8 protein-coding genes are annotated in these 8693 nt (G+C 56.1%); 2 read left to right on the top strand and 6 right to left on the bottom strand.

The features are described from left to right. Positions 1-483 precede the first annotated feature (483 nt). Together NH395_RS14225 and NH395_RS14220 are read right to left on the bottom strand one after the other, a co-directional pair. Positions 484-912, bottom strand: coding sequence for a lysozyme inhibitor LprI family protein (locus NH395_RS14225; RefSeq protein ID WP_253025768.1), 429 nt, complete (start codon positions 910-912; stop codon positions 484-486). A 119-nt stretch (positions 913-1031) separates the two neighbouring features. Next, positions 1032-1724, bottom strand: a complete 693-nt coding sequence (locus tag NH395_RS14220) for a metal-binding protein ZinT (RefSeq protein ID WP_253025766.1) — start codon at positions 1722-1724, stop codon at positions 1032-1034. A gap of 188 nt (positions 1725-1912) precedes the next feature. Here NH395_RS14220 and NH395_RS14215 point away from each other — a divergent pair, with 188 nt between their 5' ends. Together NH395_RS14215 and nhaD are read left to right on the top strand one after the other, a co-directional pair. Continuing rightward, positions 1913-2878 (top strand): calcium/sodium antiporter, encoded by a 966-nt coding sequence (locus NH395_RS14215; RefSeq protein ID WP_253025764.1) that lies wholly within the window; start codon positions 1913-1915, stop codon positions 2876-2878. Between the two features lie 180 nt (positions 2879-3058). Continuing rightward, positions 3059-4534, top strand: a complete 1476-nt coding sequence (nhaD, locus tag NH395_RS14210) for a sodium:proton antiporter NhaD (RefSeq protein ID WP_253025762.1) — start codon at positions 3059-3061, stop codon at positions 4532-4534. A gap of 36 nt (positions 4535-4570) precedes the next feature. Here the strand turns inward: nhaD and NH395_RS14205 are convergent, their stop codons facing one another. From NH395_RS14205 to NH395_RS14190, 4 genes are all read right to left on the bottom strand, one after another. Continuing rightward, the gene (locus NH395_RS14205; protein WP_253025760.1) at positions 4571-6049 is read right to left on the bottom strand and encodes a bifunctional diguanylate cyclase/phosphodiesterase; all 1479 of its coding nucleotides are present in this window, start codon (positions 6047-6049) and stop codon (positions 4571-4573) included. Then, positions 5983-7062 carry a transporter substrate-binding domain-containing protein gene (locus NH395_RS14200; protein WP_253025758.1) on the bottom strand — a complete coding sequence of 360 codons (1080 nt, stop codon included), beginning with the start codon at positions 7060-7062 and terminating at the stop codon, positions 5983-5985. The genes NH395_RS14205 and NH395_RS14200 overlap by 67 nt, the downstream gene beginning before the upstream one ends. Positions 7063-7184: 122 nt before the next feature. Beyond that, positions 7185-7856 carry a glutathione S-transferase gene (locus NH395_RS14195; protein WP_253025756.1) on the bottom strand — a complete coding sequence of 224 codons (672 nt, stop codon included), beginning with the start codon at positions 7854-7856 and terminating at the stop codon, positions 7185-7187. A gap of 137 nt (positions 7857-7993) precedes the next feature. Beyond that, positions 7994-8569, bottom strand: a complete 576-nt coding sequence (locus tag NH395_RS14190; RefSeq protein ID WP_253025754.1) for an antibiotic biosynthesis monooxygenase — start codon at positions 8567-8569, stop codon at positions 7994-7996. Positions 8570-8693 lie beyond the last annotated feature (124 nt).

Below are 8693 nucleotides of genomic sequence, written 5' to 3'. Positions count from 1 at the left end.
AGCCCTAGCCGACGCTGGGGCTTTTTCCATTTGAAATGGAGGAAGTGAATAGCCGGAATTGCGGCCTTTTCCCGCATTTAGATGTGAGCCTGAGTCACTTCTAGGCGTGGTCAACCTGGCCTACCCAAGCCGCCGTATTGGCGTTCTCGGTGATGCCTGACAATGGGTAACGCTATTGGGCTAGGTACCAAGCCGATTGAGAGAGGTAGCGTTTTGTGCGTTTCGCCCACCTTAAAAAAGACTTGGGATTGCAGCTATTCAATTCCCGTTTTCTCCACCAAATCACCGTTGAAAGCGCCCTAGCAGCAAGCACCGTGTATGCCCTGGTGTATGCCTAACTGACAACCCGATGTTAAAAGCAATTAATAACAGCTACTTAACATATCAGTTCAAACGACGCCGCCACCAGACACCCCTTCAAATCAAGCACCTACGGGTGCTTTTTTTGTTTCTTCAGCTCCTATATCAAATCGATCTGTGCCATTAACGCGGGCAGCTCAGGTCGCCCTCTTCGCAGTGTGCATGCTCGCGCAGTCTCTCCGTGCGCTGCTTGGTCAGCGTGGCAAGGCAGCCGTTACGTACCATGGGCTGTGCGCTGCCACCTTCTACGCCACTGCTCTCGAGCGCGCATTCGGCATCGCGAAAGCTTATCCAGGCCCGCTGGGCAACGCGCAGTTTTTCAAGCGTCGCCGGACTTGCCTCCAGTTTGCGGACCAGTCCCTGATACGCCTCGTTAAGCTCATCATCCGCCGATTGATACGCCTGCGCCGAACATTCCGTTAGCGCTAACTGGGTAGTCGGGTTAGAGCATCCCGTGTCTGCGGTTGCCCAACTGCTCGAGACCAAAAGCCCGATCCCCAGCAAGCGTGCACATGATGGTATTGCGATTGATAAAGACCAATAGGGCGTCATGGGTCGACTCTTCGCAGCTTTCGTGTCGCCCCATACAAGCAAAGCGCTGGCATTTCTGCCAGCGCTTTTTCACATTGCCGAATCTGCCAGAAGGCAGAGGAGCGTCTTGACCATCGACATCAGTGCGCCAGCATTTCATCGACGATCTCATCACCATCCAGTGCTGAGGGGTAGTACGTCGGCCAGTTGGTGACCTCTTCCAGCAGCGCTTCACGGTCATCGCCCCAGTAGAGATGGAAGTGGGACGCATCGGTGGGATAGATACTGTGATCACTGAACTGGATATATTGAGGGAGGTCGTCAGATGGCTCTTCCAGCTCGAAGATAAAGCGTACACCGCGGTTGCCAGCCTCGTAGGTCAATATCTCATAGCCATCGTACTGATACGCCCCCGTACGCTGCTCGCCATCTTCATGGAAGGTCACGTTTTGCCCTTCAATCTCGATACGATCCACGTCCGTTTGATACCCCGTATCGTAATACGCCTTGTACTCTTCAGCCGTTTTGTCGCCTTCCGATGCCTTATGCGCAAACACCTCGTCCAGCGTCCCATCTTCCAGGTAGGGGTAGACGGACTGCCAGTCACCATCCCAGTCTGAAAGAGCACGATCCTTTACTTGCCCGTCATCAAAGTAGCCAGCATAGATATCGCTGTCATGGCTGTGGTCGTGGTCGTGGTCGTGGTCGTGGTCGTGAGCATGGTCATGATCGTGCGAATGGTCATGGTCCTTGGCATGCACATTTTGCATCCCCGCAATCAGCACGGTGCTTAGCGCCACTAAAATCGCTTTTTGACGGTACGCCTTCAACATGTCGATGTATTCCCTTGGTTAGAAACAGGCTCAAAATAGCGGCTTTAAATTATGTTATAACATAATAAATGTCAACTAACTGGATCTCGTTGCCACCGATATAAAAATCATTAGGCAGAGACCGATACTCTCCGCTATGTTATGCCAACGTCCGACGATTTCGGGCCAACATCAGAAGGAAATGGTACATGCTGTATGCTTTAAGCTTATTGATAGGGATAGGCTTTTTAACCCTGGGAGGCGAGGCGCTGATACGTGGCGCCGTAGCAGGCGCACGGCGGGTGGGCGTCTCTCCGTTATTGACCGGGTTAGTGGTTGTGGGGTTTGGCACCTCTGCTCCCGAGCTGGTGGTATCGATACACGCGGCCATCAACCAACAGCCGGATATTGCCGTAGGCAACATCGTCGGCAGCAATATCGGCAATATCCTATTAATCCTTGGGCTGTGTGCCATCATCTGCCCCATGACCGTGCAGCCCAAGGCGCTCAGCCGGGACGGTGTCGTCATGGTGGCAGCCAGCTTGCTGTTTATCGGCCTGGCGTTCGGGGGCGCCTTGGGGCGCATTGACGCGGGTATCTTCCTGGCCGGGCTGGTCAGCTATCTCGTTTGGGCTTATCTCAGCGAACGCCAGCAGACGATCCCCGCCGCCCAGATGCATGCCTCAGAAGCGGATGAGCTGAACGCCCTGCCTAGAACGTCTATAGGGATCATCATCGCGCTGGCGCTGGGTCTTGGCCTACTGATCGGCGGGTCTCAGCTATTACTTTATGGCGCGATCGGCCTGGCCCAGGCGATGGGCATTTCAGAAGCGGTCATTGGCCTGACCATTGTCGCCGTCGGCACCTCTCTGCCAGAAATGGCCGTGTCGGTAATCGCCGCTTTACGGCGTCATGCGGATGTTGCCGTGGGCAACATCCTGGGTAGCAACATCTTCAATATTCTCGGCATTTTAGGTATTTCGGCGTTTTTACAGCCGCTGCCCATTGCTGCGCGTGTGAACCTGTTCGACCAGTGGGTGATGCTGGGTGCGGCGGGCCTACTGGTGCTGTTTCTGTATACCGGCATGCGGCTATCGCGCCTGGAGGGGGCTTTATTGTTAGTAGGCTACAGCATTTATCTCATGTTGAGCTTTACCTTGATCAGCGGGATATGAACCGCAATATTCACCACTTTACTATTACCTAAACGATTAATTTGCTAAAAAATAATCGTTGGTGGATAAGAAGCGCTAATTTCATTCGCTTTTATTACATATTGCATCGCAATACAGACTGATAGACTGACGCGGCTTATAAATCCTTCCAATAATCCAAACGAAAGGAAACGCATCGTCATGCCTTTTTTTCGCCCCCCATGCCAGCCACGATTTGATCGTCGCTGGCTTTTTTTGTTGGCCGCCTTGCTGCTGGTGTTCAGCCCTGCCGTTTTAGCCGTGACCGGTGAGCTCGACCTTACCCAGTCCATCGTCGGCTTTTTCGCGCTGGGCATTTTCGTGATGGCCTACGCACTGGTAATGGCCGAAGAAAAAATCCACATGCGCAAGTCCAAGCCCGTACTGGTCGCTGCCGGTATTATCTGGAGCCTCATCGGCTGGGTGTATGTCCAAAACGGCATGTCGGAGGCATCTGAGCATGCTTTCCGCGTGACGCTCCTGGAGTTCACCGAGCTGATGCTGTTCCTGCTGGTGGCCATGACCTATATCAATGCCCTGGAAGAGCGCCGAGTGTTTGATGCGCTGCGTTCGTGGATGCTGCGCAAGGGCTTCAATTACCGTTCGCTCTTCTGGTTAACGGGTGGATTGGCGTTCATTCTGTCGCCGATTGCCGACAACCTGACCACGGCGCTGCTTATGTGTGCGGTGGTGACCAAAGTGGCAGAGGGTGACAAGCGCTTCATCAACGTTGCATGTATCAACATCGTGGTCGCCGCCAATGCGGGCGGGGCTTTCAGCCCCTTCGGTGATATCACGACGCTGATGGTCTGGCAGGCTGGCATCGTGCCATTCCAGGACTTCTTTATTCTGTTCTTCCCGGCGCTGGTCAACTTCCTGATCCCCGCTGTCATCATGAGCTTGTTCATTCCCAACAAGAAACCGGAAAGCGTGCAGGAAGACGTGTGGATGAAGCGCGGTGCGCGGCGCATTGTGGTGCTTTTCCTGCTGACGATCACCACCGCCGTACTTTGCCATACGCTGCTGCACCTGCCACCAGTGCTGGGCATGATGACGGGTCTTGGCTATCTGCAGTTTTTCGGCTATTACCTGCGCCGCAGCCTGCCGCGTTCATTGGAGCGCAAGCGCGAGCGCTACAGCCGTCGTGGCGACAACAAGAAGCTCGAGCAGTTGGGCAGCGTCGTGCCGTTCGATGTCTTCAATCGCGTGGCACGCGCGGAGTGGGATACCCTGCTGTTCTTTTACGGGGTGGTAATGTGTGTGGGCGGACTTGGCTTTATGGGCTACCTCGGCCTGCTCTCGGAAGCCCTATATCTCGGCTGGAACCCCACGGCGGCCAACATTGTGCTCGGCGTCGTCTCCGCCGTGGTCGATAATATTCCGGTCATGTTTGCGGTGCTGACAATGGAGCCCGAGATGTCGCATGGACACTGGTTGCTCATCACCCTCACTGCCGGGGTCGGCGGCAGCCTGCTGTCGATTGGCTCCGCGGCGGGCGTAGCCGTCATGGGCCAGGCACGCGGCTCCTATACGTTCATGGGCCACCTGAGGTGGTCGCCGGTCATTTTGCTGGGTTACGCTGCCAGTATCCTGGTTCATATGTGGCTGAATGCGGAAAGCTTCGCCCTGTTTGGCTAGCCGCACCCGGCGTTTTTGATTGATGCCCTGTCGCGCTTAGCGGCGGGGCATTTTTTCTTTGAACAGGTCATCAATGGGCTTGGGGTGGCCAAGCAGATAGCCCTGATACCGATAGCAGCCATGGCCTTTTAACCAGTCCAACTGGGCCTGGGTTTCCACGCCTTCGGCCACTACCAACAAGCCCAAACTCACTGCTAGCAGAATAATGGTATCGACGATCGCAGCGTCCGCCTTATCCGTCAGCAACTCCCGGATAAACGACTGATCGATCTTGAGCTCATCGAGAGGCAGCCGTTTTAGGTAGCTCAGAGACGAATATCCTGTGCCAAAATCATCCAAGGCAAAGCGAACGCCCTGTTCTCTCAATCTGAGCATGGTGTTACGTACGCGGGTCGGCTCGCGCATCAGCAGACTTTCGGTGACTTCCAGTACCAATCGACTGGCTGGTGCCTGTGTCTGCTCGAGGCGTTTTTCCACCAGGTTGATAAAGTCTGGCTGCTGAAACTGAACCGAGCTGACATTGACCGAAAGGGTCAGCGGTGCATAGGCAGTTTGCTGCGACCATCGGGCAAGTTGCTGGCAGGCCTGGGTCAACACCCAGTCGCCGATGGGAATAATCAGGCCGCTTTCTTCGGCTAGTGGTATAAACTCGGCGGGCGAAACCCAGCCACGCGCCGGATGATACCAGCGCAGCAACGCTTCGACGCCGGTCGTGACACCCTTGTGGTTCACCTGAATCTGGTAATGCAATTCCAGCTCATGACGCGCCAGGGCATGGTGGAGATCAGCTTCCAGGTTCGCCCGTTCCAGCACGCTGGCTTGCATGTCGGGGTTGAAAAAGCGCAGCGTATTGCCGCCCGACGCCTTGGCCTGCTGAAGCGCCATGTCTGCTTGCTGCAGGACTGCATCCAGCGACCCCGATTCGCCATTGAAAAGCGCCAACCCCAGGCTCGCACTGATGGGCAGCGAGCGACTATTGCGCAATTGATGAATCGTGGTCATCAGTTGTCGTGCAATGCGCTCAGCCTTGGCGGCAGCCTCCTCCTGTTGCGGATCCAACTGATTGACCAGCACCACGAATTCGTCGCTACTGAAACGCGCCAACATGGCGTCCTTATCCAACGCCTGGCGGAGTTGTTCGGCCACATTGATCAACAGCTGGTCGCCGCTGGCGTGCCCCTGCAGATCGTTCACCAATCGGAAATGATCAAGGTCGACGACCATCAGCGCACCGAACGGCCTGTTCTGTCCGTCTTCCTCTATAGTGGTCGCCAGGGATTCCATCAGCAGACGTCGGTTAGGCAGACCCGTCAAGGCATCGTAATACGCCAGATAATGCGTACGCGACTGCATCTCCAGGTACTCGGTCAATTCGGTCGAGATCCCACACAGCGAAGGTGGGCTACCCGGCGTTAATGTCAGCGGCATCTTGATCGAGAGGAAGGTTCTTACCCGGTCGTCGTGCTTGAGGACATGGCTCTCTTCCAGGGTGATTTTTTCACCCGACGCCAACACGCGGTGGTCGACCTGGACAATCTCGGCAGCCGTCGCAGGGTCAAAAAAACCTCGTCGCGCTGCCCTATCACCGCCTCTGCCGGACGATCAAAAAGCTCACAAATGCGATGATTGACATACTGATATGTCAGGTCAGGCGATTTGATGTAGATATAGGCATCCACGCTATCCAGAATGGTGCCCAGCATGGCCTCATTGGTTGCCAGTCGTACCCGCTGCCGTGCCACACGCCGTTTCAAGACAAGGTTCACCAGCAGCGCCACGACCAGTGACACAACCAATGCCGCCACGCCCCAGCGCAGCCACTTGTGGGTCTCGGGTGGACTGGGTGCTCCCGCCTGCCAGGCTTGAAGCGTGGCAAAGTAGGGGGAACCCGTGTCCGCTTTCCAGCGCGTCAGATAGTCATCAAGGCGCTCAAGTACCGTTTGGGGAAGCGATGGTGACGCTGCAAAATAAAGCTGGACGGGCTGAAACATCAACGGAGTATCAACCAGCCCCACCTCACTCGCGCGCCATTCGCCAAAATGACGATTCGCTGCGGCGGCGTCAGCCTCACCGCTGGCGACCTTTGTGAAACCCTCTTCAAAGTCGGGAACGTTGATCCAGTCAACTGGTATATCAAAGCGTTGAGTAAGCGCTAGCAAATGGTCTTGCTGAATTGACCCATCGACCACGGTTACCCGTTGTTCGGCTAAGTCCACCACTGCCTCTATCGATACCCCTTCCCGCTGGTAAATTTGCGACCAGCTGTGCAGCGCGGGTTCGCTATGAAACCTGAATCGCTCGGCCCTTGCCTCGCTCCATGCCACATCGGGCAACAGGTCGATATCGCCGCGTTCGAGAAGCGCCAGGCAGCGCTGCCACTCACATGCAACCGGCTCGACCTGCCAGGCTTCGCGCTCGGCAATGGCCAGTAGCAGATCGCCCAAAATACCATCCAGGTGCCGCTGGTCATTGAGAAACAGTTTAGGCGGGTTGTGATAAACCCCGACACGCAGGGGTTCATCTGCCATTAGCGCCGGGGCTATGAGCAGGCTGCTACCAAGCGCAAAGACGGCTCGGCCGACGCGATACCCTCGTAACAGACTTACGTTGAGGCCTGACCGAGCCGCCATCAAGGTTACCATGACGCCGTTTACGCCCCGGGCATGGTGAGCGGGCCTGCGCGCTCCACAACGCGCTGCCAGGCAGTGTCAGCTTCAACGCGCTCGACGAAACGGGCAATTGCTGGGTAGGTCGACAAGGAATGCGTTGCCGCTACTGCCTGGAGTGGGAAGCTCATCTGCACATCCGCCCCACTCGGCCATGGGCCGGCAAAATGCTCGCGTTTTGCCAGATAGTCATCAATAAAGCGCAGGTGCTGATTGATTTGCGGATGCAGGAAAGTGCGGTTAACGGTCTGGGTAATGCCATTGGCGATTGGCTTCACCAACCAGGGCGCGCGCTTGGGAAGTTGGCCAAACACCAGGTGCATGACCAGCAACGGCATCAAGGAGCCTTCGGCATAGTGCAGCCAGTAGCGATAATCGACCCAGTCATTGGCATTATCGCTATTCGGCTGGCAGCGGCCGTTGCCATAGCGTTGCAATAGATAGTCGATGATCGCGCCGGACTCGGCGACCGTCAGCTCACCGTCAGTGATCACCGGCGACTTACCCAGCGGATGCACTTCCTTGAGCGTTGCGGGGGCCTGCTGAGTGGAAGCGTCACGCTGATAAACGATGATCTCGTAGTCCAGCCCAAGCGTTTCGAGGAGCCATAAGATGCGGTGCGAGCGGGACTTTTCCAGATGGTGGACGTGGATCATAGTCTCTCCATAGGCAATTGGGCATGCCAGCCATTGACTGGCGCCAGTCTTCCTTTCACTGTGCCCATTCAGCATAGCAGCGTTGGCTGCGTAGTAGAAAACCTCTCTATGGCCCTTCAGCCAACGCTAACGTCAACTTAGGTGCTACGTTCAGAAAAGCACCGCTGGAGAGCTTCCAAGGGTGAGACTTTACCTTCAAGCCAGGGCGCCAATAAGCGCATCGAGAGCGGAATAAAGACAAACACCATGACCGGTGTCAGCATCAGCGTGCTGACCATAACCCGCGGAAACATCGGCCAACTGGCGAACGTGCTACCAAATAGCCAATGAAAAAGCAGCGACACAGGAAAAAAGGCGAGCCACACCGCCACGGCCTGTTTCCAGCGGGGCGGCGCTGGCGAATTCGCCTGGAACCAGGCATCGAGACCGACAGCCCGATGCTCATGCGGGGCATCAAACAGGCCCTGGCCACGGGCCAGCCAGGCGCGCCGGGAAGCCGAATGTTCCCAAACAGCCAGTGTCTCGGCACTGCTGAAACGAAAGATAATCTGATACTCATCGTCGTCGGCGGGCGGTGCCAACACGCCAGATCCCAGGTAACCGGGGAAGTCCGCGGCCAGATGGCGGCCCTCATTGAGCCAGCGGGTGAAATGCGGATAACGTTCTTTGGCAACGCGACGCGCCACCATCAAGGTGACCGGTGAGGCAGACATGGTATATCTCCTGATAGCTCAGCAGCCGTCGCCGGGTAGGCAGGCTGCCAACGTACCCGGCGGGTAAGCCAGGACGTTCATTGAAGCGATCATTATAGCCTAGACAGAGGTCTTTTGGAGGTTC

The organism is Halomonas sp. Mc5H-6 (assembly GCF_024124705.1).
Lineage (GTDB): Bacteria > Pseudomonadota > Gammaproteobacteria > Pseudomonadales > Halomonadaceae > Vreelandella > Vreelandella subterranea.
The sequence above is the reverse complement of the archived record's forward strand: the minus strand, read 5'-3'. Positions and strand labels throughout refer to the sequence as shown.

What these genes read in the sequence shown, in the direction of transcription:
- NH395_RS14220 (WP_253025766.1), bottom strand. Translation starts at nt 1,724, where the DNA reads ATGTTGAAGGCGTACCGTCAAAAAGCGATTTTAGTGGCGCTAAGCACC.
- NH395_RS14195 (WP_253025756.1), bottom strand. Translation starts at nt 7,856, where the DNA reads ATGATCCACGTCCACCATCTGGAAAAGTCCCGCTCGCACCGCATCTTA.
- NH395_RS14215 (WP_253025764.1), top strand. Translation starts at nt 1,913, where the DNA reads ATGCTGTATGCTTTAAGCTTATTGATAGGGATAGGCTTTTTAACCCTG.
- NH395_RS14200 (WP_253025758.1), bottom strand. Translation starts at nt 7,062, where the DNA reads ATGGCAGATGAACCCCTGCGTGTCGGGGTTTATCACAACCCGCCTAAA.
- NH395_RS14190 (WP_253025754.1), bottom strand. Translation starts at nt 8,569, where the DNA reads ATGTCTGCCTCACCGGTCACCTTGATGGTGGCGCGTCGCGTTGCCAAA.
- NH395_RS14225 (WP_253025768.1), bottom strand. Translation starts at nt 912, where the DNA reads ATGACGCCCTATTGGTCTTTATCAATCGCAATACCATCATGTGCACGC.
- nhaD (WP_253025762.1), top strand. Translation starts at nt 3,059, where the DNA reads ATGCCTTTTTTTCGCCCCCCATGCCAGCCACGATTTGATCGTCGCTGG.